General features: G+C 62.4%; 23 protein-coding genes. 17 read left to right on the top strand and 6 right to left on the bottom strand.

Translation table 11 applies throughout. The features are described 5' to 3' along the window. Nucleotides 1–8: 8 nt before the first annotated feature. A complete protein-coding gene (locus BACI9J_RS17700; protein WP_159735519.1) occupies nt 9–1,238 on the bottom strand; it encodes an acyl-CoA dehydrogenase family protein in 1,230 nt (409 codons plus the stop codon). Next, the gene (locus BACI9J_RS17705; RefSeq protein WP_159735520.1) at nt 1,235–2,044 is read right to left on the bottom strand and encodes an SDR family NAD(P)-dependent oxidoreductase; all 810 of its coding nucleotides are present in this window, start codon (nt 2,042–2,044) and stop codon (nt 1,235–1,237) included. The genes BACI9J_RS17700 and BACI9J_RS17705 overlap by 4 nt, the downstream gene beginning before the upstream one ends. A 92-nt stretch (nt 2,045–2,136) precedes the next feature. Between BACI9J_RS17705 and BACI9J_RS17710 the strand changes: the two genes are divergently transcribed. After that, a complete protein-coding gene (locus tag BACI9J_RS17710; RefSeq protein WP_159735521.1) occupies nt 2,137–3,300 on the top strand; it encodes a glycoside hydrolase family 76 protein in 1,164 nt (387 codons plus the stop codon). Here BACI9J_RS17710 and BACI9J_RS17715 read toward each other — a convergent pair. Next, on the bottom strand, nt 3,297–3,911 hold the full coding sequence (locus BACI9J_RS17715) for a YdeI/OmpD-associated family protein (RefSeq protein ID WP_159735522.1): 615 nt from the start codon (nt 3,909–3,911) through the stop codon (nt 3,297–3,299). The genes BACI9J_RS17710 and BACI9J_RS17715 overlap by 4 nt on opposite strands. Nucleotides 3,912–3,954: 43 nt before the next feature. On the opposite strand from BACI9J_RS17715, the gene BACI9J_RS17720 reads away from it, so the two are divergent. The 6 genes from BACI9J_RS17720 to BACI9J_RS17745 all read left to right on the top strand — a co-directional run bounded on the left by BACI9J_RS17720 (nt 3,955) and on the right by BACI9J_RS17745 (nt 9,581). Beyond that, the gene (locus tag BACI9J_RS17720) at nt 3,955–4,668 is read left to right on the top strand and encodes a hypothetical protein (RefSeq protein WP_159735523.1); all 714 of its coding nucleotides are present in this window, start codon (nt 3,955–3,957) and stop codon (nt 4,666–4,668) included. Nucleotides 4,669–4,745: 77 nt separating this feature from the next. After that, complete coding sequence (locus tag BACI9J_RS17725; protein ID WP_091465301.1) at nt 4,746–5,285, top strand: NUDIX hydrolase family protein; 540 nt, start codon at nt 4,746–4,748, stop codon at nt 5,283–5,285. A 73-nt stretch (nt 5,286–5,358) separates the two neighbouring features. Continuing rightward, complete coding sequence (locus BACI9J_RS17730; RefSeq protein WP_159735524.1) at nt 5,359–6,315, top strand: DUF6707 family protein; 957 nt, start codon at nt 5,359–5,361, stop codon at nt 6,313–6,315. Nucleotides 6,316–6,387: 72 nt separating this feature from the next. After that, complete coding sequence (locus BACI9J_RS17735) at nt 6,388–7,098, top strand: SRPBCC domain-containing protein (RefSeq protein ID WP_159735525.1); 711 nt, start codon at nt 6,388–6,390, stop codon at nt 7,096–7,098. Between the two features lie 47 nt (nt 7,099–7,145). Then, nucleotides 7,146–8,456, top strand: coding sequence for a tRNA guanosine(34) transglycosylase Tgt (gene tgt, locus BACI9J_RS17740; protein WP_159735526.1), 1,311 nt, complete (start codon nt 7,146–7,148; stop codon nt 8,454–8,456). A gap of 195 nt (nt 8,457–8,651) precedes the next feature. Beyond that, nucleotides 8,652–9,581, top strand: coding sequence for a type IV toxin-antitoxin system AbiEi family antitoxin domain-containing protein (locus tag BACI9J_RS17745; protein WP_159735527.1), 930 nt, complete (start codon nt 8,652–8,654; stop codon nt 9,579–9,581). Between the two features lie 175 nt (nt 9,582–9,756). Here BACI9J_RS17745 and BACI9J_RS17750 read toward each other — a convergent pair whose 3' ends face one another. Continuing rightward, the gene (locus tag BACI9J_RS17750; RefSeq protein ID WP_159735528.1) at nt 9,757–10,467 is read right to left on the bottom strand and encodes a queuosine precursor transporter; all 711 of its coding nucleotides are present in this window, start codon (nt 10,465–10,467) and stop codon (nt 9,757–9,759) included. A gap of 350 nt (nt 10,468–10,817) precedes the next feature. Between BACI9J_RS17750 and BACI9J_RS17755 the strand changes: the two genes are divergently transcribed. From BACI9J_RS17755 to BACI9J_RS17790, 8 genes are all read left to right on the top strand, one after another. Next, entirely contained in the window at nt 10,818–11,480 is a 663-nt protein-coding gene (locus tag BACI9J_RS17755) for a TetR/AcrR family transcriptional regulator (RefSeq protein ID WP_159735529.1), read from the top strand. After that, a complete protein-coding gene (locus tag BACI9J_RS17760) occupies nt 11,477–12,373 on the top strand; it encodes a TIGR01777 family oxidoreductase (RefSeq protein WP_159735530.1) in 897 nt (298 codons plus the stop codon). Before BACI9J_RS17755 ends, BACI9J_RS17760 begins: the two co-directional genes overlap by 4 nt. A 271-nt stretch (nt 12,374–12,644) precedes the next feature. Further along, nucleotides 12,645–13,100: a hypothetical protein gene (locus BACI9J_RS17765; protein WP_159735531.1), complete on the top strand. Its 456-nt coding sequence runs from the start codon at nt 12,645–12,647 to the stop codon at nt 13,098–13,100. A gap of 377 nt (nt 13,101–13,477) precedes the next feature. After that, nucleotides 13,478–14,872, top strand: a complete 1,395-nt coding sequence (locus tag BACI9J_RS17770) for an MFS transporter (RefSeq protein ID WP_159735532.1) — start codon at nt 13,478–13,480, stop codon at nt 14,870–14,872. Between the two features lie 145 nt (nt 14,873–15,017). After that, on the top strand, nt 15,018–15,680 hold the full coding sequence (locus BACI9J_RS17775) for a response regulator transcription factor (RefSeq protein WP_159735533.1): 663 nt from the start codon (nt 15,018–15,020) through the stop codon (nt 15,678–15,680). Next, nucleotides 15,677–17,092 carry a sensor histidine kinase gene (locus BACI9J_RS17780; RefSeq protein WP_159735534.1) on the top strand — a complete coding sequence of 472 codons (1,416 nt, stop codon included), beginning with the start codon at nt 15,677–15,679 and terminating at the stop codon, nt 17,090–17,092. Before BACI9J_RS17775 ends, BACI9J_RS17780 begins: the two co-directional genes overlap by 4 nt. Next, a complete protein-coding gene (locus BACI9J_RS17785; protein ID WP_159735535.1) occupies nt 17,085–18,110 on the top strand; it encodes a TAXI family TRAP transporter solute-binding subunit in 1,026 nt (341 codons plus the stop codon). The genes BACI9J_RS17780 and BACI9J_RS17785 overlap by 8 nt, the downstream gene beginning before the upstream one ends. A gap of 53 nt (nt 18,111–18,163) precedes the next feature. Next, nucleotides 18,164–19,000, top strand: coding sequence for a hydroxymethylpyrimidine/phosphomethylpyrimidine kinase (locus tag BACI9J_RS17790; protein WP_442858648.1), 837 nt, complete (start codon nt 18,164–18,166; stop codon nt 18,998–19,000). A 72-nt stretch (nt 19,001–19,072) separates the two neighbouring features. On the opposite strand, the gene BACI9J_RS17795 is transcribed toward BACI9J_RS17790, so the two are convergent. Beyond that, complete coding sequence (locus BACI9J_RS17795; RefSeq protein WP_159735537.1) at nt 19,073–20,002, bottom strand: cytochrome b/b6 domain-containing protein; 930 nt, start codon at nt 20,000–20,002, stop codon at nt 19,073–19,075. A 300-nt stretch (nt 20,003–20,302) separates the two neighbouring features. On the opposite strand from BACI9J_RS17795, the gene BACI9J_RS17800 reads away from it, so the two are divergent. After that, nucleotides 20,303–20,917, top strand: coding sequence for a TetR/AcrR family transcriptional regulator (locus tag BACI9J_RS17800; protein WP_159735538.1), 615 nt, complete (start codon nt 20,303–20,305; stop codon nt 20,915–20,917). Between the two features lie 99 nt (nt 20,918–21,016). Here BACI9J_RS17800 and BACI9J_RS17805 read toward each other — a convergent pair whose 3' ends face one another. Beyond that, nucleotides 21,017–22,531 carry an XRE family transcriptional regulator gene (locus BACI9J_RS17805; protein WP_159735539.1) on the bottom strand — a complete coding sequence of 505 codons (1,515 nt, stop codon included), beginning with the start codon at nt 22,529–22,531 and terminating at the stop codon, nt 21,017–21,019. Nucleotides 22,532–22,675: 144 nt separating this feature from the next. Between BACI9J_RS17805 and aceA the strand changes: the two genes are divergently transcribed. After that, nucleotides 22,676–23,992: an isocitrate lyase gene (gene aceA / locus BACI9J_RS17810; RefSeq protein WP_159735540.1), complete on the top strand. Its 1,317-nt coding sequence runs from the start codon at nt 22,676–22,678 to the stop codon at nt 23,990–23,992. Nucleotides 23,993–24,333: the final 341 nt, after the last annotated feature.

Below are 24,333 nucleotides of genomic sequence, written 5' to 3' on the forward strand. Positions count from 1 at the left end.
CAGCGGGCCTAGGTGATAGCCGAAACCCCTGTCACTGCACGGCCGACGATCAGCGAGTTGATTTCGTAAGAGCCTTCGTATGTGTAGATTGCCTCGGCGTCGGCGAAGATTTTGGCGATGCGGTAATCGGTGACGATTCCGTTCCCGCCCAGGATGGACCTGCCCAGGGCCACGGTTTCCCGCATCCGGGCGCTGCAGTAGGCCTTCGCGAGAGCCACCTGTGCCATCTGGGCGCCGCCGTGGCGCACACCGTGGGCGTCCGTGAAGATGTCTTCCTGTAGCTGGGCGATGCGGACCATCATTCCCATGCTTGCTACCGCGTTGCCGAGCATGTCCACCAGGTGTTGTTGGATGAGCTGGAACTTGGCCAGTGGTTTGCCGAATTGCATGCGCTCGACGGCGTACTGCCGGGCGACGTCGAAAGCTGCCAGTTGCTGGCCCACGGCCTGCCAGGCCACCATGATCCGGGATCCCCGGAGTAGGTGGTTGGTGTCCACGAAGCTGCTGATGCCGGCGAAGCGGTCTGCTTCAGCTACCTCGACGTCATCAAATATGATGTCGGCGTTTTGCACTGTTCGCAGGGCGATTTTGTTCTCGATGCGGCTGCGGGTGACGCCCGGCAGGTTTGCGTCCACGATGAAGGCACGCACTGCGCCGTCTGTTTCGTCCTTGGCCCACACCAACATGAAGTCACAGAACGTCCCGTTGCCGATCCAGCGTTTGGCGCCGTTGATCACCCAGTAATCGCCGCCGTCGGCATCCGGGCGTGCAACACGGCGGGCGGTGGTTTCCATGCCCCCGGCGACGTCGGACCCATGGTTCGGCTCAGTGAGTGCGAAGGCTCCGGTGGTGCGGAGGTTGGAAGCGTCGTCGAGGTAGCGGTCCTGCTGCTGATCGCTGCCGAAGTCGTAGAGCGATTCCACGAAAAGGTCGTGGTGGACCATGAAGAACGTGGCAATCGAGGTGTCAACGCGGGTCATCTCAGCAATCACCAACCCGGCAAACAGGTGCGTGTACCCGCGTTGGGCGGGAGCGCTGAGCCGGAGGGCTGCGAGCTTGGGGAGGATGTGTTCCGGGAACTCCGCCTTTTCCCACCACTGCCCGGCATACGGGGCGATCTCTGAGGCCAGGAAGCCACGGAGTTCGTTGAGTTTCCTTTGTTCCTGAACGCTGAGCAGGGATTCGAAGTCGAAGAAGTCGGCAGTGGGAAGGTCCACGCCGCTGTCCTCGCCCATCATTTGAGTCCCATGCGGATGGCGCCATCAAGCCGGATGGTTTCGCCGTTGAGCATGGCGTTCTCCACGATGTGGGCCGCAAGGTTCGCGTACTCGGCGGCGCGGCCAAGGCGGGCTGGGTGCGGAACTTGTTGTCCCAGGGAATCTTGGGCTGACTGGGGAAGACCGGCCATCATGGGCGTTTCGAAGATACCGGGTGCGATGGTGGCCACCCTGATCAATGAACGGGCGAACTCGCGCGCCAGAGGCAGCGTCATGGCTGCTACAGCGCCCTTGGATGCGGCGTATGCCGGCTGGCCGATCTGGCCTTCGAAAGCGGCCACGGATGCTGTGTTGATGATGACGCCGCGTTCGGGTCCGCCCAGTTCCGTGGAGACGGGCTCGGTTTCCGCCATGGCTGCGGCGGTCAACCGGATCACGTTGAAGGTGCCCACGAGGTTTATTTGGATGACTTTGTTGAAGTTTTCCAGCGGAAGCACGCCGTCGCGGCCAAGGACTTTTCCGGGTGTCGCGATGCCTGCGCAGTTGACCACGATCCGGAGCGGTCCCATGGCGGTTGCGGCATTGACGGCGGCTTGGACCTGGGATTCGTTGGTGACGTCTGCGGGCGAGAAAACGGCTCGTTCCCTCGAAACTGAGCCCGAGACTGAGCCCGCGCCATTCAGCTCGGCCGCGTAGGACTCCCCCGCCGATTGCGGCAGATCCACCAGCACCACGGAGGCTCCTGCGTCGAACAGGCGCTTCGCCGTTGCGGCCCCCAGACCAGATGCCCCGCCGGTTACCAGCGCCACTGTTCCCTTGATGTCCATTCATCCTCCTTGATGCAGACCCAAATCCGTTAATGCATGTTAACTGGAATTGTGGTTCAGCGCACATTGCCTGGCCCCGCTAGGCTAATTGCATGTCCAGCCAGCTCGAGCCAACCGGAACTCCGGCCCCCTCCACGGACGCCGCCCAGTGGGCAACCCGCGCCAACCAAGCGGCCCGATCAGTGACCCGAAGCTTCGGCAGGCGCCTCCTCTTCCTGCCCGGCACCCACCTCGCCGCAGTGAGTCTGCCTGGCACCACCCTCAAGAGCCTCTCCGGCCCCTGGCATTACTGGTGGCAAGCGCACTATGTGGACTGTTTAGTGGATGCCGGCCGCCGCGAACTCGCGGACAAGAAAAGGTTCGACGGCGACTCCCGGCCTAGTGCCGGCAGGCTCGCTTCGCGACTGCTCACCACCATCCGGCTCCGGAACCTGCTGCGATTCGTGAACGACTACTACGACGACATGGCCTGGCTGGCCCTCGCCACGCTGCGCCTGGAGAAACTGGCGGAGGAGACCAAAAAACCGGGTCGCCGGCGCAACGCATATATCCGGAAGAGCCTGACACTGCAGTTCGACTCGGCATCTACGGACGACTTTGGTGGCGGCACCTTCTGGAGCACCAAACGGGACTTCAAGAACACCCCTGCCACAGCCCCCGTAGCCCTCTACTATGCACGGACCGGACACACAGAGCGTGCGCAACAGCTGGTGAACTGGCTCAACAGCAAACTCCTCCACCCCGAGCGCGGCGTGTATCAGGACGGGGTTCGGATGAGCCATGGGCAGGTGGTGGTGGATAACGCCATTTACACCTATAACCAAGGCCCTGTCCTGGGCGCGCTGCTGGAGCTGGGTGGCGAAGAGAATCTGCGGAGGGCCGCCCTCTTGGTGGACGCCGTAAAACGTGAACTCACACTTCCCGGCACGGACGTCATCCGCGGAGACGGCACGGGCGATGGCGGGCTCTTCACAGGCATCCTGCTCCGCTATCTGGCACTGGCAGCCAGGGACGCGAGGCTTCCGGCCGCGGCACGTGAAACGGCCAAGTCCTTGGTTTACAGCACGGCTGAAGCGTTGTGGACTGGTCGCCGCGTGGACCCGAACCCCGTTAACGCACGCAAGGGTACTCCTGCGATCGTGTTCTCCTTCGATCCCCAGCGACCGGCGGGCGAGACGTATCCGGCGGGGACCGCCGTCGAGCTTTCCACGCAGCTGCAAGCGTGGATGGCGCTGGAGGCTGCAGCCACGCTCTAACTGTCAGAGGATGGGCTACCGGCTGGCCGTTTCCTTTGCGGGTAGGGGGTTTCGTGTCGGGCGAGCATTTCCACGAAACCGGCGATCTTGCGCGCCCGCGTCTCTGCCCGTTTGACCCCGTTGGTGCGGTGGATGAGGGCGAAGCGGTTCTGTGAAGTCAGGACGTCAAACATGGCCTGGGCCTCCGGAACTGCTGCGATGGCGGCCGCGAGATCGTCCGGAACCACCGAATCCGCCGGTCCTGCGTAGGCGGCTTCCCAGCGCCCATCGGCCTTCGCGGCGTCGACGACGGCTCGTCCGGCGTCGGTCATTTTGCCCTCGGATTCCAGCCGTGCAATGTGCCCTACGTTCCGCACCGACCAGATGCTCTTGCGGCCCCGGGGCGTCATCCGCTGGAAGTAGCTTTCGGCGTCGCGACTCCTGACCTGGCCGTCGATCCAGCCAAAACACAGGGCCTCGTCCAAGGCGGCATCGTAGTCGAGCTCGGTGACTGTGCCGCCCTTCTTGTGCAGGATCAGCCACACGCCGGGGCTCTCAGCGGCATTCGCCGCAAGCCACGCACGCCACTCTGGGCCGTCGTTGACAAGAAGTTCCTCAAGTTCACTGGGCATGGATTCAGCATAGGCTTTGATGAGGACCCATCCAGGAGGACCAATGTTGCGAGCCCGCCCCATCCACTACACCTCACGCCCCCGGCAGTGGGCGGCGTTGCTTGAGGCGCTTGGCTTGGTGATGCCGGTTGACGACGGCGATTGGCAGGAGTTCGACGCCGGATCGGGTCGCCTTGCGCTGGGTTCAGTAGTCCATGGACACGCGCTGGATGGCTCCACGGTTTTCAGTGTGGAGGTTGGTGACCTGGAGGAATTCGCACGCCGCACGGAGGAGGACGGCACCCAGGCTGAACTCCATGAAGCCTCTGAGGGGCCCTCGGTGCGTGTCTCCACCGACGACGGCTTTGAGTTCTTTGCTTTCCCCGCGCAACGTGCAGCTGATGGCACTTGGGCCACCTCCGGCGAGGCCGATCAAGCGCTGAGCGTGGTAGCTACGTGGGTGAGCCCCTTTGTGGGCCTTGCCGGAAGCGCCTTGCGGAACATTGGCGCCCGGCCACGGACTGAGGACGACGAGTCAGCCACCTTCACCACCAAAAACGGCGGAATCTTGCGGGTCATTCATGGCGCCGACACCAGCAACGGGGACCTCGCATTTGAGTACGACGGCGAATTGGAGCCCTTGCTGGCGCGTCTCAGGACTGCGGACGTTGAGGCCAGGATCAGCGAGGACGTCCTGTACGTCGCCAACCCGGACGCAGTGAGCGGCGCGGCCCCGGCATCCATTGCCATAGAGAAAGTTACCGGTTCCCGCCCGTAATACAGCCGAGAGCGTAACCCCGCAGCCACGGCAGTGCCACCAAGGAAGTTCGGCGGGTGATGCGGTAGAACTTAACCATGAGCGTACGTACACCCGACCCGTATCCAGGCTGGCTTTCAGATGAAGACCTCTTCGAAGCCCGCGGCCGACTCCCCATGGTCTATGTGGAGGCCGTTCCGGTCAGGCTGGATCCGCTCGGCTATGTCAACGAAGTAGGCACCCTCCTGCAGGGCGACGCCGACGGAAACATGGTCCGCTACCTCGTCTCCGGCCGCGTTCTCTACCGCGAAACCATTCGTGCCGCCCTCCTGAGGCACATGGAAAAGGACCTGGGCCCCCTGGCTTTCCCGCAGCTGCCCATCAGCCCTGTTCCCTTCACCGTTGCCGAGTATTTCCCCGCTCCGTCACAGACGGGCTTCACCGACGATCGCCAGCATGCGGTCTCGCTGGCCTACATCATTCCTGTGACCGGCGAATGTGAACCCCGCCAAGACGCCTTGGAACTGACGTGGATGACGCCCCAAGAGGTGCTCAGCGAGAACGTGCAGCAGGAATTCGACGGCGGCCGCGGGAACCTCGTCCGGCAGGCTCTGGCTTTCTCGGGCATCGTTCTCTAGCGGGTCCCGGCCCTTACGCCGGCCGGTCTTTGTAGACTGGACGGCGGACCCCACGAGAACCAAAGGACTTCCGATGACTCACAGCCCAGCCACACAGCAGTACAGAGAAAAGCAGGCTGGGGACCTGCAGCCCGGGGATTTCGTGTTCCCGCCCGGGGACGGCCCGGCCGAGGAAATCGCCGCAGTTGAGGTTCAAAACGACGATTACGGCGTTGCCGCTTTGCTGCTGGTAACAATGGTCGACGGCGGCACAGTGCGGATCGCGATCGGGTCCAGTGTTCCTGTTGGCGCCGAAGCAACAGCTTCCTCCGCAGACGCCACCACAGAAGGTGACGCCGAAGCGCCCACCGGGCCCGCCGTCGTCGTGCCTCCCCGCCCGGAGACGCCGCCGACGTACACCGGCCCCAGCGCCGAAGAGATGGCGCTCATCCCCGAGCCCGACGGCACGCCCGAAGCCGTGGTCCGTGCCGCGGCCGCCAACCACAAGGGCAAGAACGGCGTGCAGGTCCTGGCGGAACGACTGGCGAAGGGCATCAACACCAAATCCGGGAGCTGCCTCCGGGACCTTAGTGATCTTGCCTTCGATCTTTGCATCGTGCTCCGCGATCCGGATCATGCCCTGGCGGTGGCCGATCTGCTCAATGTGTTGCCCTTTGACGGCAACCTGGACCGTTGGGCATCGATTGAACGGGCGCTGGCGCTGTCCAGTTTCATCTGCCGCGAAGCGGGCCAGGCCGAACGCGCCGCCGTGTATGAAAAACTCCTGCGTTCGCCCGAGTCCCAGGAAGAGGACCCCTTCAAGGCCCGGATCAATGCGCGCGTGCGCCAACGCTCGCTCAACGAACCCAACCTGTATGACAAGGAAATCTTCCGCGCGATCGACCACGGGAACCACGAGGCTGAGCGCGAATGGCGGTTCCTCCGTCTGGAAGCGCTGATGTTCCTGCGTGCCCACGGCGGCTCCAAGACCATCGGCGAGGAAGAGTTGGCCCGGCGGATCGGCAACGAACTCGAGTCGGTACGCGCCTAGCTTTCCGGTTCGGCCTATTTGCGGAAGATCAAGACCTGTTATGTGGGCGCCAACGGCGGTAGATTCGGGGCCATGACGAACAATCTGAGCGTTGTTGTTAATGCCGACGCGCAGCAGGTTTGGACCATGCTGCGCGAACCGTCGCTGGTGGCTCAATGGCACGGCTGGGAAGCTGATGATCTCACCGACGAAATCAAACAGATCTACTTCAACACCGATGTTGTGGAGGGGCCCGATCACACGAGCCTGACGGTCAATGGCGGCGACGTCTTTGAGCTCCACCCCGTCTCAGGCGGAACCGAAGTGAAGATCACCCGGGCCGCCCTGGACCACAATTCGGAGTGGGCGGAATGGGATGAGGACATCACCCAGGGCTGGCTCACGTTCCTGCACCAGCTGCGTTTCGCTTTGGAACGGCACCCACACGGACACCGGCGGACGCACTTCATGCCGCTTCCGGGCAAAGGTGGGCCGGCGATTGAGAAGCTGGGGCTCGGCGATCTTCCGCCCGTTGGGGAGGAGTACTCGCTCACCTTGGCAACCGGCGAGAAGATCTCCGGCAAGGTCTGGTTCAAGAGCCGGCACCAAGTGGGACTCACCGTCCACAGCTACGCCGAGCATGGGGAGGGGCTGCTGATCGTCGCGGAGCAACTGCCGATTCCGGAGAAAAGGCCCGACGGCGGTTCCATGGTGATTGCCTCCACCTACGATTTGGGGGCCCACACCTTGGCGGACATCCGGTCATCCTGGGACAACTGGAAGGCTGAGAACTACGGGTCCTAAGGGCTTATCGGCAGGGTACTCCCGGTAAAGCTGGCACACTTGATAGCGTGCCAGCTTCCTCATCTGCTCCTGCATCTTCCCCTGCCCTGCCCGGTTTGTCCGGCAGGCAATCCGAGTTCTCCTTTTCAGTGGGCAAGCGCCTGACTGAAACGTGCTCGCCGTCGGACGCTCAGATAGATGCCAACGGGGGCGCGTTCCTGGGCCGGACCGGAACCATCACCACACCGCACGGAACCATCCAGACGCCCGCGTTCATCGCCGTCGGAACCAAAGCAACGGTGAAGGCGGTGCTGCCGGAGTCCATTTCCGAGCTAGGTGCGCAGGCCGTCCTCGCCAACGCGTACCACCTGTACCTGCAGCCAGGTCCGGAAATCCTCGACGCCGCGGGCGGGCTGGGCGCGTTCATGAACTGGTCCGGGCCCACTTTTACAGACTCTGGCGGATTCCAAGTGATGAGCCTGGGCTCGGGGTTCAAAAAAGTGATCGACATGAAAAATGTGGATTCGTCCGGGCCCGATGACGCCGTAGCGCCCGGCAAGGAACGCCTGGCCCACATTGACGACGACGGGGTGTGGTTCAAGTCGCACCTCAACGGCGACAAGCACCGCTTCTCCCCCGAAATCTCCATGCAGGTCCAGCACCAGATCGGGGCGGACATCATGTTCGCCTTCGATGAGCTCACCACACTGCAGAACTCCCGGGCCTACCAGGAGGAGTCGTTGGAACGGACGCGGCTTTGGGCTTTGCGATGCCTGGAGGAGCACGCCTCGCTGACTTCCTCGCGGACGGGCAAGCCGTACCAAGCGCTGTTCGGCGTGATTCAGGGAGCCCAATATGAGGACCTGCGGCGCAAGGCCTGCCAGGATCTGGGCGCCATGCCTTTTGACGGGTACGGGATCGGCGGGGCGCTGGAGAAGGAAAACCTGGGCACCATTGTGCGCTGGTGCAACGAGGAACTTCCCGAGGATAAGCCGCGCCACCTGCTGGGTATCTCCGAGCCGGACGACATCTTCACGGCAGTCGAAAACGGTGCTGATACCTTCGACTGCGTCTCACCCACCCGTGTTGCCCGGAACTCGGCGTTCTACACTCCGTCTGGCCGGTTCAACCTTTCCGGGGCCCGCTATAAGACCGATTTCGGACCCCTGCAGGATGGCTGCGACTGCTACACGTGCCTGAACTACTCGCGCGCCTACATCCACCATTTGTTCAAGGCCAAGGAAATGCTCTCCGCAACCCTGATCTCCATTCACAACGAGCGCTTTGTGGTGAAGATGGTGGACGACGCCCGCCTGGCCATCGAATCCGGGGACTTCTTCGAGTTCAAGGCGGAGACGTTGGGCCGGTACTACTCGTAGCGCGCCGAGATCGCGGGAACCATGCCAGAGCGCCGGAGCCGTGCAGGATCGCCGGAGCCGTGCAGGCTCGCCGGGCCTGTCCGGCTAACTCGCACAGCTCCCGCGTCCCCGGCCTAGGTCCGGCGATTTCGCGTGTTGTCCACATAACGACGGCGGGGTCTACTTTCGGCGTCGAGCCTGCCTGAGGCTGAGTTGATGAGTCAAAAACCAACTGCATCCCTCCCTCAAATGGGAACCCTTTGGCGCACCCAGCAGCTCAATGAACTAGGACTCAGTTCACGGGCAATCGGCACGCTGGTCCGCCAGGGTGACCTCATCCGGGTACGCCAAGGCTGTTATATACGCCGCGCGGCATGGGAAAAACAGCCGGAAGACGTCCGCGGTAAGCAGCTGATCCACGCGCATGCACACGGAACGCTCACCACGTCCACCGGCGGCTACGTCTACAGCCACACGTCCGCGGCCAGGCTGCACGGACTGTTTCTTTGGAACGTGGATCAAACCATCCACGTCACACTTCCGTCCAACCCATCCAGCGAGCGGCTCGGCAAGGATGTTCGCGGGCACAAACTGCGATTGACACGCTCCCAGATCACCACGGTGGAATTCCTCCAGGTCACCGATCTTGAGCGAACTGTCGTGGACTGTGCCAAGAGTCTGAACTACCGGCAAGCGTTGATCATCATGGATCATGCGCTGCGGCTGGGAGCGGACAAGCCGCTCATGCAAGCCCACGCAAGCACGCTCTCCGGACGGCGAGGATGCCGTACCCTGCAGAGGTGTTTGGCTCATGCTGACCCCCGCTCGGAATCCCCTGGCGAAACTCTCTGCCGTGAACTGCTCATGCGCCTCAAATTGCCTATGCCTGAGGCCCAGGTGGAGGTGCAAACCCGGATCGGACGGCACCGAATGGATTTCGCTTGGAAGAAAGAGAAGGTGGCCCTTGAGTTCGACGGGGAGGTTAAGTACTTCAAGTACGCCCGCACAGACCGGGTGATCTTTGAGGAACGACGCCGGGAGAAGGCCCTGGTAGAGGACGGCTGGTTCTTCATCCGTGTGGAATGGAAGGACCTGTTTCAGGAGCAGGAGTTCAAGGCGCGGGTTCTGAAAGCGCTCAAGAGATGACGGGAGCCAGGCGCGCTCCGCGAGTCCTGCCGCCTCACTGGGTTTCGAGAACGCGGGAGCCGCGCGAACACGCGGGAGCCGCGCGAGGTCGCCGGGCTTATCCGGCGATCTTGTACAGCTCCCGCGTCCTCGGGTTCATCCGGTGAACTCAGCGCCGCGCCAGCTCAGTCCAAGCCTAGGCTGCAGCAACCCCGTAGCTCGGCTCGCGCTTCTTGATCCAGCCGACCACCAGCACGGTGATCGGGACGAACAGGAACTCCACGGCGGTCTTGTACACAAAGCCAACCAGGACGTAGTTCAGGAACGAGCCCGCGTCCGTGATGCCAATGACAGATGCGGCGATGCTGCAGAAGATCAGTGTGTCCACGAATTCGCCCACTACGGACGAGCCCATCAGGCGTGCCCACAGGGACTTCTCACCAGTGCGGGCCTTCATCTTCACCAGGATCCAGGAATTGATGGTTTGCCCGGCAAGGAATGCAAGCAGTGAGGCCAGGACAATCTGCGGCACCGGTCCCAGGGCGCCTTCAATAGCAGCTTGCTTGGCGGTGCCGTACTCGTCGTTGAACCCGGGCAGCACGATGATGATCCAGTAGCAAAGGGAAGCAAAGACCGAGAGTGCGAACGAGGTAATGATGGCCTTCCGCGCAACTTTGAAGCCATAGACCTCGCTCATCACGTCGCCCAGGATGTAGGCGATGGGAAAGAGGAAGAACCCGCCATCCGTGATGATCGGTCCGAGCACTACGCCCTTGGATGCGCCGATGTTGGAAAGGATCAGCACCACGGCCATGATGGCCAACATGATGCCGAAATAGGGGGAACCGATCGACGCGAAACGCGGCGCGGGCTTGCTCAAAGTACTGGAGCCTGAGGGCGAGGGCATGGGTCATCCATTTCGTAGTGGTTTGCGCAGGCCCCTTTTTCGAAAGGGCGCCCCGCTGTATTAGCACTGTGGTTGGTGGGGCATCCGGCCCGGCACCGGTTCCATTCTCCCACTGCCATCCCTCCTTCACATCCCATCCCCTTTTGAGCATCCCTCCTTCACATCCCATCCCCTGTCGAGCATCCCTCCTTCACATTCCGCGCCCTTTCGAGCATCCCTCCCTCACATCCCATCCCCTGTCGAGCATCCCTCCTTCACGTCCTGCCATTCCCCAGTTTTTGAACACGTTCAGAAAGCGTGGCATACTCATTCTTGAACACGTTCAAAAACGGATTGAGGAGCAGCAACCGATGGCCGCAAAGAGTGAGCAGACCCGCCAACTGGTGGCCGACGTGGCATTGAAGATGTTCCGTGAAATCGGCTTCGAAAAAACCACCATGCGAGCCATCGCACAGGAAGCCGGGGTGTCGGTGGGGAACGCCTATTACTACTTCGCCTCCAAGGACGAGCTCGTCCAGGAGCTGTACATCCAAGTGCAGGACGAGCATGCGGTGATCGCGGCGCAGGCACTCGAAAATGTGCAGGATCTTGCGGGGCGCCTGAAGGCGGTTCTGCACACAGGAGTGGACGTCATGGCGCCTTACCACCAGTTCGGTTCCGACTTCATCGCGACGGCGATCCGGCCGTCGTCGCCCGTTAACCCGTTCGGTGAGGCGTCCACCGCCGCCCGCGAGGCTTCGCTCGCGATCTTCAGGTCCGCTGTCGAAGGCTCCTCCCCGGCTGTAGCGAAAAAGCTGCGCGGGGATCTGCCCGAACTGCTGTGGCTGGCGTACATGGGCGTCGCGCTTTTCTGGGTCTACGACCGCTCCGAAGGACAGCGACGTACACGAAAACTGATCGACGGCGCCGCCCCCCTCGTGGCCCGCGGCCTGTCCCTCGCGAAAGTCCCGGGCGTCAGCAAAGTCTTCGACGACGTTTTGGGGCTCGTACGCAGCGTCAAGGAAGACTCGTGATGCCGCGGACAGTGGTGATCGCGGGGGCCAGTGGATTTATTGGCAGCTACTTCAGACGGCGGTTTCTTGAGGACGGTTGGCAGGTCAGGACCGTCGGGCGGGATGCCTCCGCTGATGCGCAATGGCACGACGACGGCGCCATCACCAAGGTGCTGAACGGCGCCGAACTGCTGGTAAACCTTGCCGGACGGTCCGTGAATTGCCGTTACAACGAGCGGCACCGGCGCGAGATTATGGACTCCCGCGTTCTGACAACGCGGACGCTCGGCCGCGCTGTTGCCGCCTGCGCCGAACCTCCGAGTACCTGGATCAACTCGAGTACTGGCACTATTTACCGGCACGCTGAAGACGGTCCGCAGTCTGAATCGTCGGGTGAGCTGGGCAGCGGGTTTTCCGTGGACGTGGCCCGCGCGTGGGAGGCCGAGTTGGCGGCGGCTGACGTGCCTGGTACCCGGAAAGTGCCGCTGCGCATTGCGATCGTGCTCGGTGCCGGTGGTGTCATGAGCCCTCTGCGGAACCTCGCCCGGCTCGGATTGGGCGGGCATATGGGACCTGGAACGCAAAAGTTCAGCTGGATCCATGTGGAGGACCTCTTCCGTTCAGTGCTGTTCGTGCATGAGCATGCTGAGCTGACCGGTCCCGTGAACGCGGCAACGCCTTACCCCGTGGATAACCGCGAACTGATGTCATTGGTCCGGCAAAGCATGGGTGTTCCTTTTGGCATTCCGACGCCCGCTTGGCTCCTTGAAGCGGGCGCGGTCCTGATCCGCACGCAGACCGAGTTGGTCCTCAAAAGCCGATGGGTGGAACCCCGGAAACTGCTCGAGGCCGGCTTCGCGTTTCAGCACCCAACTTTGGCCGGCGCGCTCAACCAGATCGCGGCTACTCGATGAACTCGCCTAACCATCCGGCATTCTGGCTTCATCGTCGCCGGAGCCTTGGTGGGAACCCTGGTAGGAGTTACTTTCACGGGTTGGACCATTCACACTTTGGCCTACATGACACTTCCTGCAGCGCTTGGAGCTGGCATGGCCGACTGGCCGTCTGGAAACTCGTCCTCATCAACGACCATCCCTCCCGCACATAATCACCCATACAGCCGAACGCTCACTCACATAATCACCCCTTCAGCCGAACGCTCTTTCACTATCCAGGAGAATAACCATGAGCCAGGAACCGTGGACTGACGAGGCCGAGTACGGGCTTGCAAGTCCCCGCACGTCTGCCGAATGGCGGTACGGGTCCAAGGATCGGGTGGTGCTCGGCGCCAAGGGCCTGGCTGTGGGAATCGCGGTAGCGCACCTCACATTCTGCGTCTTGTGGGGCGTCCAAGCGCCGGCATGGGCCATCATTGTCTTCTTTTACAGCCTGCTCCCTGTCTGGGTGGTTGGCGCGGCGGCGGGGTCACTTCTCGGTTTGGCACTGCGTCGAGTTCGGAATCAATGGCTTCACGTTGCCGCGTTTTTCGCCGGAGGTTTGCTCATGTGTGCGCCATTCGGCGGACTTTCAGGGATAGGTCCCCTACTTTTCTCATCGTCAATTGCCTTGGCCGCCGGTGTTGGCCGCCTCGCCGCGTGGAAACTGGTGCGCATCAACGACGTCAGCGCGCTTACCGATTAGTTCGTCGAGGGACCTGAAAGAGCGACCCAGCCAAAGCCGAGGGATCCGCGAGAGCGTCCGCAAGGGGACCACCGGGCGACGGAACGACAGGACACTGGCCCCACCACCCGCCGTCGAACCTCAACCGGCGCCAGCGACGCCACCGGCGCCAGCGACGCAAGCCGAAACCTAAGGAAGTGTTAGGAAATGCCCGGCCCGCTAGGGCTGTGCCGTGCATCACCCATAGTTTGGAACATGTCCTCTTTCACCTTTGGAGGACCTTTCTTAGTCGACGAAGAGCCATGCGCAAGGACGCCATGAGCACCCGCTTCATGGACAGAACGAACTCATGCAAGACACGGCTGCCGCAAAAGGCTGCCGTCCAGGAAGGTTCATTGATGAGCACCCAACAAGCTGCGCCTCTGAGCGAGGCCGCCCAGACTCGCAAGGCCGTGAGCAACATCCTTAAGGGCTCCGCGGGCAACCTCGTGGAGTGGTTCGATGTTTACGTTTACACCGCTTTCGCGGCTTATTTCCAGTCGCACTTCTTTAATTCTTCGGACGATCTTCAGGCCGGGCTGGAGGCGATGGCAGTCTTCTCGACGTCGTTCCTCATGCGTCCGATCGGCAGCTGGTTCTTCGGGCGTTACGCCGATCGCAAGGGTCGCAAGGCTGCACTGACACTGAGCGTAACCATGATGTCTGCGGGCTCATTCGCTATCGCCATCATGCCCACGCAGGACGTCATTGGTCTTTGGGCCATGATCCTGTTGGTGTTCATCCGCATGGTTCAGGGCTTCTCAGTGGGTGGCGAATACGGCACCAGCGCCACTTACATGTCCGAAGCCGCAACGGCCAAGCGGCGTGGTTTCTTCTCCAGCTTCCAGTATGTGACGCTCATCGGCGGGCAGATGCTGGCCCTTCTGGTGTTGGTGATCCTGCAGAACACCATGAGCAAGGAAGACCTGACCGCGTGGGGCTGGCGGATTCCCTTCGCTATTGGTGGTGTCGCTGCACTTGTTGTTCTCTGGCTGCGCCGTTCCATGGAGGAGACCCTTTCCGCAGATCAGCTCCGCGCCGCGCACGTCAAGGTTGAGGGCGAGGCACAGCCCGGCACCATGAAGCTCCTGCTCACCAAGCACTGGAAGCCGTTGCTGATCTGCATCGGCATCACTCTTGGCGGCACGGTGGCGTTCTACACATACACCAACTTCATCCTCAAGTTCATGAACGATACCTCGGGCATCGCCAAGACAGACACTTCCGTCATCAACTTCTGGGCTCTGTTCATCTTCATGCTGCTGCAGCCGGTTTACGGCATGCTCTCTGACAAGATCGGCCGGAAGCCGCTCCTGATCTGGTTTGGTGTGACCGGTGTGCTGTTTACTTGGCCGCTGCTCTCCACGCTCGCCGGCACCAAGGATCCCTTCATGGCGTTCCTGCTGATGATGGGCGGTCTCCTGATGGTTGGTGGTTACACGTCCATCAACGCTTTGGTGAAGGCTGAGCTGTTCCCCGCGTCCATCCGTGCCCTTGGCGTGGGGCTCGGTTACGCGATCGCCAACTCGCTGTTCGGCGGCACGGTTCCGCTGATTGGTGCAGCCTTGCAGAAGTCGGGCCAGGTGGACATGTTCTTCACCTACGTCACGGCTGCGATCTTCGTCTCGCTGCTGGTGTACATCTTCGCGCTGAAGAACAAGAAGCCCACGCACTTGGACGCGGAACAGGGCAGCGCCTTCGTGGCCAAGGGCGCAGCGGACGACGGCGGCGCGAAGGATCGCGTCGACGCCTGAACCGCCTGCCTTGTTGGGCCCGTTCTACGCGCTTTGGATACTCCGAAGGGCGCAGAGCGGGCCCCACAACGTTAAGCTCTAGTAGCGGACCACCCGCATGAACCCCCGATAGCGAACCACCCCCGCAAGCCAAAGGATCCGGACAGTGCACGTGCTCATCGTCGAGGATGACGACGCCATGGCGTCGGCCTTGAGTGCAGCCGTCGCCTCAGCCGGCCATAAGCACACCCGGGTGTCGCGCGGCGAGGATGCGTTATTGGCGCACAGGCAGCATGAAGTGATCCTGCTGGACCTCGGCCTCCCGGACCTGGACGGCTTGGATGTGCTGCGCAAGCTAAGACAGGTCACCCAGATTCCCATCCTGATTCTGACGGCGCGCGACGACGAACGCAGCGTAGTCCTGGGCCTCCGGTCCGGCGCTGATGACTATCTGGTCAAACCCGTGAAGTTGGTGGAATTGCTCGCCAGAATCGAAGCAGTGACCAGACGCACCAACCGATCGGGCCAGGAAGCTCCGCACGCCATAGTCCTCGGAAATCTGGAGGTAGACCTCGATCGCCGCGTGGCCGTCGTCGGAGAAAGGCAACTCGCCCTCACCGCCACCGAATTCGACCTCCTCAGCCTCTTGGTCAGGAACGCAGGATCAGTGGTGACCAGGGAGCAAATCCTGGATGCGCTCTGGGGTGATGCGTTCCTGGCGCATTCCAGATCCTTGGACGTTCACCTCACGGGGCTGAGGTCCAAGCTCCAGATTCCCGGATTCATCATCAACGTCCGAGGCGTGGGTTACCGGGTTGAGCAGCCGTGAAAGTCCGGGTTCTGGGCGTTTTGAGCCTGCTGGTGGTGATCATTGTGGTGACGGTGTCCAGCGTGATCCTCACCTCGGCCAGCCGGGAGCTCACCCAGGAGCTGCAGATCAACCGCGTGGCAGCCCTCAACCGCTTCGCGCAGCTGGCCAGTGACGCCGCGGCGGACAACAACACCACCCAACTACAGCGGGAAATGGACCGGTACTCCGAGCTCTATGGTGAAGGTGTCCTGATCCGGCTCCAACAGAAATCCCTCCGCTCGGGCGGTCTCAGCGAGGACCAGCCTGAGGTCAAGGGTGCGCTGAACCGGGCGAGCCTGAACCTCAGCGACACTACGCTGAACCCCATCCGTGCGTTCGGGACGGGCAATGACTTCATTTCCAGATCCTTCGGTACAGCCAGCCAGGTACTCGGCGAGGTAGTTCTTGAAGTGGACCTTGATCCAGCCCGGCAGAAGCTTCGGGCGCGGTGGCTGGTGGTGGTGCTCGCCGCCGTTGCGCTTGGCGCGCTGCTCCTGCTGGCCGCTGCCCGGATCACGGCTTGGGTTTTGCGCCCGGTCCATCGCCTGAGCAGGGCAGTCCGCGAGCTCGAGGCCACGGGCAAAACCAGTCAGCTTCCCGAAGCCGGTCCGCCTGAGCTTCGGGAGTTGAGCCGTTCTTTCACCGCCATGGCCGATACCGTGACCAGGAGCATGGACTCGCAGCGCCGGCTCATCGCAGATACGTCGCACCAGCTCCGCAACCCGGTGGGCGCGTTGCGTTTGAGGATCGATCTTCTGCAGCTCGAGCTGAAGAGCGACCCCGAAAAGGCGGCCGCCGCCGGCGTTATTGCCGAACTTGAACGGGTGGAGGAGATGCTCGACGGCGTGCTGAAGCTGGCCACCGCTGAACATCGCGCCTCTGAAGGGACTGCCCGTGTGGAGCGGAAAGCAGAGCAGCAGCGCCACTCCGTCATCGATCCTTTCCCGGTCCTGCAGGGTGAGGTGGAAAGAGCCACGCCGGCCGCTCGGAATGCGGGGGCGGAGCTGACCTTGGAGGGTCCGCCGTCCGAGAGCCAGATCATGTGCGACCCCGATGAACTCGCACACATGGTGGGTGAACTCCTTGCAAATGCCATCAAGTACGCGCCAGGAGCCCGCATCGCCGTGGCCACGCATGAGACCAAAGGAGGCACCGCCGTCGAGATTTCCGACGACGGCCCCGGCCTCCCTGCCGATCAACTCAGCGCGTCCACCACCAGGTTCTGGCGGGCGCCGCAGCACAGCGGGATTCCCGGTAATGGCCTGGGTATGACCATTGTGGAACGCCTGGCGGAGGCTAACGGGGCGCGGCTGGTCCTGGATACGCGTGAGCCACACGGGTTGAGGGCCCGGCTGGAATTCGCACGGCCACGGGACGGTTCGCATGCCTGAGTCACCTGCTTTATCCCGGCCTGGCATGTCCCGGCGAAATGCCATCAAAACAGCCGTGGTCCTTGGGGTCGGCGGTCCCCTCCTTACAACATCTGCAGGCTGCACCGCGGAGGAACGGCCGAAGGAAATCACCGTTGCCGGTGGCGAATCGGGCGGCTTCTACCTTGAGTTCGCCACCCTGCTCGCGGACTTGCTGCAACGGGAAGGGGTTGCTGAGAGGGCAGTTGCCGTGACCACCGGTGGAAGCCTGGAAAACATTCAGCGCCTCTTATCCGGACAGGCAACGTTCGCCGTCGCGCTGGCCGACGCCGCAGCGCAAGCCGCAGCCCCCGCGGCGACGGACGCAGCCACGGACGCAGAAGGCGGGCAGTTGGTGGCATTGGGAAAGGTGTACCAAAACTACGTCCACTGCATGGTGCGGGAAGACAGCGGCATCCGGACCTTCGCCGACCTCGCCGGGAAGACCGCTGGTGTGGGTGAAGTGGGTTCCGGGACTACCCTCACTGCCGGGCGCATTATTGCTGCCGCGGGGTTATCTCCGGCGACAGCCGGTCCGGACCGGGCGCTGAAGCAGGTGAACCTTGGACTCAATCACGCGCTGGCTGCCCTGGCCGAAGGTTCCATTGACGTCATGATCCAGTCCGGCGGCGTCCCAACGGCGCCCATCGCGGCTGCCTCCCAGGCCCTCGGCATGCGGCTCTTGGACCTTTCTGAACTCGTTCCGGCTACCCGGGCTGAGTCCGGTTTCTTTTACGACCGTGTCCTCATCCCCGCGAACAGCTACGGAAACGCACCCGCTGTGTGGACTGTTGGTGTGGCCAACCTGCTCCTGTGCCGCAAGGATCTGGCGGATCATGTTGTCCGGCAGACCGTGGAGCTGCTGGTGGAACAAGCCCAGGATCTTGTGCCAAAGTCCAGCACGGGCGTGCAGTTCCTTAGCCCCGAGACGCTCATCAACACCGCCGGCGTGCCTCTGCATCCGGCGGCGCAGACCGCTTACCGGACGCTGCACGGGTAGCCGTCCGAGCCCGAAATCGGAGGTGCGGCCTGGCAAATGGCAAAATGGAAGACATGACTTCAGCCGTTGCCCCTGCCATCGCCCTGACCATCGCCGGCTCCGAAGCGACCGGCGGCGCCGGCGCGCAGGCGGACCTCAAAACCTTCCAGGAACTCGGAGTGTTCGGCATCGCCAACCTCACCTGCATCGTTTCCTTCAACCCGCAGGACAACTGGAACCACCGCTTTGTGCCGGTGGACCAGCAAGTTATTGCCGATCAATTGGAAGCCACGACGGCGGCATATGGTGCCGCTTCGGGCGCACCATCGGTGTTGGATACCGTGAAGATCGGCATGCTCGGCAGCCCGGCAACCATCAGCACAGTGGAAAAGGCGCTGGCAGATGGCTCCTTCAAGCATGTGGTCCTGGACCCTGTCCTGATCTGCAAGGGCCAGGAGCCCGGCCACGCCCTGGACACCGATCAGGCCCTCAAGGCCCAGATCCTGCCGTTGGCAACGTTTGTCACTCCGAACCACTTCGAAGCCGAGTCGCTGTCCGGGCTCACCATCACCGACGAAGAGTCGCTCAAGGCCGCTGCCATCCGTATCCACGAGATCAGCGGCGCAGCAGTCCTTGCCAAGGGCGGGGTGCGGCTGGAAGGCCCGGACGCCGTCGACGTCTACTACGACGGTGAAACGCTGGAAGTCCTTCGCGCTCCGAAGGTTGGCGAAGTGGCTGTCTCCGGTGCTGGTTGCTCCCTTGCTGCAGCTGTGACCGCCGAACTCGCGAAGGGCGCGACGCCGTTGGAAGCCGCGCGGACCGCGAAGGCTTTCGTGACGGCCGGCATCAAGAACCGGGTGTCCTCGGGCGCTCCGTTCGATGCTCTGTGGCAGGGCGGGGCGCTGTCCTAGCCTCTCTCGATACAGACAAAAGCAGCCGCCCCGGAAACACTTCCGGGGCGGCTGTCTTTCTTTGCGTGAAGGCTAGCGCGAGACCTTGCCCATGAGCGAGGCGATGGGCCGCAGGAACAGGGGCCTTGCCAGGAACCATGCAGCCGCCGTGAAAACGATGGAGGCAGCGAAGATGCCGAAGCCCCACCAGCTGTAGTCATTGTTGGAGGCGTACATGTGGTTCAGGTTGTTCAGCGCGCCGGTAGCCAGCACCAGCGTCACGTGGACAATCACGAAAGCCACGAAGTAGATCATCACCGGGAAGTGGATCTTCCGGGCCAGCTCGATCGGGTAGAACTTGTTGATCGCAGCCTTCTTGGGCCATGCACCGGACATCCGAATGCCTGTGATGATGGCCAGCGGCGCGGCCACGAACACCGTGATGAAGTAGGTGAGGAGTTGGAGGCTGTTGTAGTTGTTCCAGCCATTTTCAACCGGCCAGTTCAGCGAGGCATACTGCAAACCTGCCGACACGGCGTTGGGGAAGACGTCCCAGTTGGTGGGCACGATCCTCAACCACTGTCCCGTGGCGAACAGCAGCACAATGAAGATGATGCCGTTCAGAACCCACAGCGCATCCAAGGTCAAGTGGAACCAGAGGTCCAGGCTGATCTTGGTGGGCGGGTTCTTGGTCTTGATAAGTCCCTTGTTATTCCGGGTCCAGTTGGCGGCCGGGCGAGTGGTGGTGCGCACCTGCCAGCCGGACCGGATGATCAGGACGATGAAGAACATGTTGAGGAAGTGCTGCCAGCCGAGCCACGCCGGGAAGCCCGTGGGTGTGCCATCAGGAATTGCTGAATGCCCGGGGTAGTCAGTGAGGAATTGCTGCACGGGCTGGAGTGTCCGCAACCATTGCGCAACGAGCACCAGAATCAGTGCCACCACCAAGGCTCCTACGGTGACGGCGACGGGTTTGAACCACCTGTTCGACGTAATCCCGGACGACTTGCTTGAAACGGACATCAGGCCGCGTTCCTCTCTGGCTTGTTTGGCTGCGACCAGTTGGCGCTATATAGCGATTCAACCAGTTGAAGCCCGACGGCGAAAACGGCACCCGGGTTTCGGGGCGTCCCACGTCAAAAATCGCAGCATTCGGATATACGCCGCAATATGTATTTCTAGAACAGACTTCCAGAATTATTTCTTGAGCTGCCGGGGCCAGTCAAGACATCTTGCTGGCTATGTGGATTGTTCCGCAGGTACGATTCCAGAAAATGGCCGGTAGACACTCCGGTCCTTGTTCTGCCCGAGAGGAGTGAAGGCGTGGTCCGGAAAGCGTCCCAAGTGGCCAGCAGCGCGAGTTCCTGGCAATGGACCCGAACCGCGGCAACCCAGCGAAATCTCCTGGACTCGGCGTCCGGGGTGTTTGTGGAACATGGCTTCACCGACGCCAGCATCTCGGACATCGTTTCCCGAGCAGGGTCCAGCGTGGGTAGCCTCTATCACCATTTCGGCGGAAAGACTGAACTCTTCCTTGCCTTGTGGGACGACTACCAAAACGAGCATGAACGCCTGGTGGCAGCGTCCGTGGCAAAAGCACGCAAGGCCGGCGAGGCCGATCCCCTTGCACTGTTCAACGTGGGCAGCCGCAGCTACTTCGACTACACCTGGAAGCACCGGGACTTGGAGCGCGTCTTCATCGAGGGCGACACTCCCCCGGGCTTCGAAGTCCTCCGACGTGAACGTGGGCGCGAATGGGTGCGCCAGAACTCTGTGCTCCTGGGTGCAAGCGACGACACCTTGGGGCGGCTTACCGTTGCGGTGATCACGGACATCATCACGGTGGCCGGGCAGGAAGTGGCGCTCAGCGCATCCAAGCGGGAAGCCGACGACGTCGTTGATGCTGCGGCGGTGCTGGTGGGCCGGTTGGTCCGCTGACTAAGGCCTGCAGGCCCGCGGGACGTGAGCGAGCGTCCAGCTCAAGCCCGCGGGACGTGAGCGAGCGTCCAGCTCAAGCCCGCGGGACGTGATGGAGCGTTAGCGCTCGGAGTGGGCCGCCAAGAAGCTGTACACCTCGGTCTCGTCCACGCCGGGGAATGCGCCGGGAGGCATGGCGGCGAGGAGGTGCGAGTGGGCCCGCGCGGAGGGCCAGGCGTTTCCGGCCCACTCATTCGCCAAGGACTCCGGCGGGCGCTTGCAGCAGTTGGGATCCGGGCAATTGGATGTGGCCCGGGCGGTGGTTTCCCTGCCACGGAACCACTTCACGTGCTGATACGGGACACCGATGCTCAAGGAGAATTCACCTGCCGCGGAGCGCTCTGTCCGCGCCGTGCACCAGTAAGTGCCCGATGGCGTGTCCGTGTACTGGCTGTAGGCGCTGAACTTGTCCGGCACGTCGAACACCGCACGCGAGGTCCACGCTTTGCAGGAAGGCTGCCCTTCAATGGCCCCGGTGTGATCCTGCGGGAAGGTCACACCGTCGTTCTCGTAGGCCTTGTAGATGATGCCGGATTGGTGGGTCTTCTGGAAGTGGGTGGTGATGCCCAGGTGCTTGGTGGCCAGGTTGGTGAAGCGGTGGGCAGCAGTTTCGTAGGACACGGCGAAGGCGTCGCGGATGTCTTCCACGGCGATCTCCTTGGCCGCCTTCGCTTTTTGCAGGAACTCCACCGTGGCCTGCTCCGGTAGCAACAAGGCGGCGGCAAAGTAGTTGGTGGCCACGCGCTGTGCCAGGAAATCGCCGTAGTTCCGCGGAGTTTCATGCCCCAGGACGTAGTGGCCCAACGCCTGAAGGAGGACCGAGCGGGGGTCGTGATCCTGGCGCTGGTTCTGCGTCAGATAAATTCTGCGGTTCTTCAAATCCGTCACGGACCGCGTGGAGTGCGGCAGATCGCCCACATGGTGAAGGGAAAAACCGAGGTTCTCCGCGATGTCCGCAATGACGTGCTGGCTCAACGGACCGGTGGTGTAACCCACCCCTTTGAGGACCTTCTGCGCCTCCGCCTCATACTCCGGGAAATAGTTACCGCGCTCGCGCATCATGGCACGCAACTCGCCGTTCGCGCGGCGGGCTTCCTCCGGCGTCGCAACTTGCTCATTAAGCTTGCGTTCGAGCTCCTGAAGCAGCCCCACCTGCGACTCCAGAACATCCAGCGGCAACCGCGAGCTGATGCGGATTTTGGGCAGGTTGAGGGACTCATACAGCGGTCCGCGCTGGTACCGTTCCAGCTCGATTTCCAGCGCCGCCCTACGGCTCGGCGGCTCCGCTCCAAGCAGCTGATCGATGGTCACATTCAGCGAGGCGGCAAGCTGCTGAAGCAGCCCCAATTTTGGTTCGCGCTTGCCGTTTTCGATCAGGCTCAGTTGACTCGGCGCGGTCCCGACGGCGGCACTCAAGTCGTCCAGCGTCAGCCCGGCCTGCTTACGCAGATGGCGCACACGGCGCCCAAGGCTGATGACGTCCAGTTCAGGGGACGCAGCGGATGACGACGGCGATGCTACTTCGCGATTCCAGCTCACAGGAGACATTTCTTGAGAATACGCGAAGAAGTGCATTTCTTTCCACACTTTTACTCTAGCAACCCTCTTGGAAGTGCAGAAAAGTAGGACTTACGAAAAAGAAATACAGACCCCGGATAAGCCGGCCGATGCAGCAAAGGCGCAGCGGAGGCCGGCCCGGGCACCACATAGGAGATTAAGATGACCGCATCATTTGAACCAGCAGAGCAGACCGCAGAGCAGCAGGCCGCAGCGCTGGAACTTGAATGGTCCGCCAACCCGCGTTGGGAAGGCGTCACCCGCGATTACTCGGCCACTGACGTCGTCCGCCTCCGTGGTCGCGTCTCCGAAGAGCACACCCTCGCCCGTCGCGGTTCGGAGAAGCTGTGGAAGCAGCTCACCGAGGAAGCTCCCACCGGTGGCTACACCAACGCCCTGGGCGCCCTGACCGGCAACCAGGCCGTGCAGCAGGTCAAGGCCGGCCTTCGCGCCATCTACCTTTCCGGCTGGCAGGTGGCTGCTGACGCCAACCTTTCCGGCCAGACCTACCCGGACCAGTCCCTGTACCCGGCCAACTCGGTCCCCCAGGTGGTCCGCCGCATCAACAACGCCCTGCTCCGCGCAGACCAGATCGAATATGCCGAGGGCGTCAAAACTGTTGAGGACTGGTTGGTCCCGATCGTCGCCGACGCCGAAGCCGGTTTCGGTGGCCCGCTGAACGCCTACGAACTCATGAAATCCATGATCACCGCAGGCACCTCCGGTGTTCACTGGGAAGACCAGCTCGCATCGGAAAAGAAGTGCGGCCACCTCGGCGGCAAGGTTCTGATTCCCACCCAGCAGCACATCCGCACGCTGAACGCGGCCCGCTTGGCAGCCGACGTCGCAGGCACCCCCACCGTGGTCATCGCCCGTACCGACGCCGAAGCAGCAACCCTGATCACCTCAGACGTTGACGAGCGCGACCAGGAATTCACCACCGGTGAACGCACTCCAGAGGGCTTCTACAAAGTCCGCAACGGGATCGAACCCTGCATCGCCCGCGCCAAGGCCTACGCCCCGTACTCCGACCTCATCTGGATGGAGACGGGAACCCCGGACCTGGAACTGGCACGCAAGTTCGCCGAATCGGTCAAAGCCGACTTCCCGGACCAGATGCTCTCCTACAACTGCTCCCCGTCCTTCAACTGGCGCAAGCACCTGGACGACACCACCATCGCCAAGTTCCAACGCGAGCTCGGTGCCATGGGCTTCACGTTCCAGTTCATCACCCTGGCCGGCTTCCACGCCCTGAACTACTCCATGTTCGACCTCGCCCACGGTTACGCCCGTGAAGGTATGAGCGCGTACGTCGAACTCCAGGAAAAGGAATTCGCCTCCGAGTCCCGCGGCTACACCGCCACCAAGCACCAGCGCGAAGTCGGCACCGGCTACTTCGACGACATCGCAACCGCGCTCAACCCGAACGCATCCACTTTGGCCCTGGTGGGATCCACCGAAGAAGGCCAGTTCCACTAACCACTTCCGACGGCGGTCCTCGGCTCCGGTGACGGTTGTCGCCTCCGGCCTACAGACCGGCAACGCTCTGCCTGCGGAGGTCGAACAAGGCAATCCTCCGCGTGCTATTCCCCGTCCCCGCCGATAGACCTCGCAAAGCTCGGTCGACGGCGGGGACAGGGCCCCTTTTACGCACGCTTCCGGATCACCTTGTTCGACCGTTGGGTCGACCGTTATCGGGGAAGCAGGCACCAGGCCGAAGAGGCCGGTATTGCGGCAGCCTGCGTAAAAGGGCCCCCTTATCAGGGTTTGTCCTCGCTCAGCGAGGTCAGACCCGCATAAGGGGAATAGCAGGCAGAGCA

The organism is Arthrobacter sp. 9V (genome assembly GCF_902506065.1).
Lineage (GTDB): Bacteria > Actinomycetota > Actinomycetes > Actinomycetales > Micrococcaceae > Arthrobacter.

What these genes read in the sequence shown, in the direction of transcription:
- aceA (WP_159735540.1), top strand. Translation starts at nt 22,676, where the DNA reads ATGACCGCATCATTTGAACCAGCAGAGCAGACCGCAGAGCAGCAGGCC.
- BACI9J_RS17750 (WP_159735528.1), bottom strand. Translation starts at nt 10,467, where the DNA reads ATGCCCTCGCCCTCAGGCTCCAGTACTTTGAGCAAGCCCGCGCCGCGT.
- BACI9J_RS17745 (WP_159735527.1), top strand. Translation starts at nt 8,652, where the DNA reads ATGAGTCAAAAACCAACTGCATCCCTCCCTCAAATGGGAACCCTTTGG.
- BACI9J_RS17765 (WP_159735531.1), top strand. Translation starts at nt 12,645, where the DNA reads ATGAGCCAGGAACCGTGGACTGACGAGGCCGAGTACGGGCTTGCAAGT.
- BACI9J_RS17770 (WP_159735532.1), top strand. Translation starts at nt 13,478, where the DNA reads ATGAGCACCCAACAAGCTGCGCCTCTGAGCGAGGCCGCCCAGACTCGC.
- BACI9J_RS17725 (WP_091465301.1), top strand. Translation starts at nt 4,746, where the DNA reads ATGAGCGTACGTACACCCGACCCGTATCCAGGCTGGCTTTCAGATGAA.
- BACI9J_RS17715 (WP_159735522.1), bottom strand. Translation starts at nt 3,911, where the DNA reads ATGCCCAGTGAACTTGAGGAACTTCTTGTCAACGACGGCCCAGAGTGG.
- BACI9J_RS17735 (WP_159735525.1), top strand. Translation starts at nt 6,388, where the DNA reads ATGACGAACAATCTGAGCGTTGTTGTTAATGCCGACGCGCAGCAGGTT.
- BACI9J_RS17710 (WP_159735521.1), top strand. Translation starts at nt 2,137, where the DNA reads ATGTCCAGCCAGCTCGAGCCAACCGGAACTCCGGCCCCCTCCACGGAC.
- BACI9J_RS17700 (WP_159735519.1), bottom strand. Translation starts at nt 1,238, where the DNA reads ATGATGGGCGAGGACAGCGGCGTGGACCTTCCCACTGCCGACTTCTTC.
- BACI9J_RS17755 (WP_159735529.1), top strand. Translation starts at nt 10,818, where the DNA reads ATGGCCGCAAAGAGTGAGCAGACCCGCCAACTGGTGGCCGACGTGGCA.
- BACI9J_RS17720 (WP_159735523.1), top strand. Translation starts at nt 3,955, where the DNA reads ATGTTGCGAGCCCGCCCCATCCACTACACCTCACGCCCCCGGCAGTGG.
- BACI9J_RS17730 (WP_159735524.1), top strand. Translation starts at nt 5,359, where the DNA reads ATGACTCACAGCCCAGCCACACAGCAGTACAGAGAAAAGCAGGCTGGG.
- BACI9J_RS17795 (WP_159735537.1), bottom strand. Translation starts at nt 20,002, where the DNA reads ATGTCCGTTTCAAGCAAGTCGTCCGGGATTACGTCGAACAGGTGGTTC.
- BACI9J_RS17785 (WP_159735535.1), top strand. Translation starts at nt 17,085, where the DNA reads ATGCCTGAGTCACCTGCTTTATCCCGGCCTGGCATGTCCCGGCGAAAT.
- BACI9J_RS17805 (WP_159735539.1), bottom strand. Translation starts at nt 22,531, where the DNA reads ATGCACTTCTTCGCGTATTCTCAAGAAATGTCTCCTGTGAGCTGGAAT.
- BACI9J_RS17790 (WP_442858648.1), top strand. Translation starts at nt 18,164, where the DNA reads ATGACTTCAGCCGTTGCCCCTGCCATCGCCCTGACCATCGCCGGCTCC.
- BACI9J_RS17705 (WP_159735520.1), bottom strand. Translation starts at nt 2,044, where the DNA reads ATGGACATCAAGGGAACAGTGGCGCTGGTAACCGGCGGGGCATCTGGT.